The sequence below is a fragment of the Aeromonas sp. 600527 genome, from assembly GCF_049175415.1.
Lineage (GTDB): Bacteria > Pseudomonadota > Gammaproteobacteria > Enterobacterales > Aeromonadaceae > Aeromonas > Aeromonas veronii_A.
Genome location: NZ_JAAKVA010000045.1, coordinates 1 through 573 on the forward strand (window position 1 = coordinate 1; position 573 = coordinate 573).

Genomic DNA, 573 nt, shown 5'->3' on the forward strand with positions numbered 1-573 from the left:
TGTTAAAGAGCGACGCAGCTTTTGCTGCTGCGGGAGTGGCATTCTACTCAACCGCCTTCTCGAGTCAAGCCTTATTTGCAAAGGCTTTTCGAGGTTACCGACCCGGTTGTTTGCGTTGCCGCTTGCCGTGTCGATGGAGGCGCATTATAGGGAGTGAATTCGTTCTGGCAACCCCTCTCCTGCAATAAAATTGCAAAAAAGGGCACTTTTTTAGTTATTCATCTCCAGCCACAGCTTTTATACAAACTTATCCACAGAAATAGCCTTCCGGTTGTTAGAATGGCCGAAAACAAGGAGGCCAAGATGGACTTACGACTGAGACCTTACAAGGGAAAACGCCCGCAATTGGGCAAGCGGGTATATGTAGACCCCTGCGCGACATTGGTGGGCGATATCGAGCTAGCCGACGATACTCGAATGAAATGAACAGACAATTCACCATTTCGCCAGGTTCAGGAACAACTCTTACTTCCTACATAGAAGAAGTTGAATAATGAGTTGAGGCAGTTGAGGCAGTTGAGGCAGTTGAGGCAGTTGAGGCAGTTGAGGCAGTTGAGGCAGTTGAGGCAGTTG

General features: G+C 48.5%; 1 pseudogene. It reads left to right on the top strand.

The annotated features are described in order from the left end of the window. Positions 1-303: 303 nt before the first annotated feature. Positions 304-411, top strand: a pseudogene (locus tag G5154_RS21150) (gamma carbonic anhydrase family protein); the annotation flags it as partial. Between the last annotated feature and the right edge of the window lie 162 nt (positions 412-573).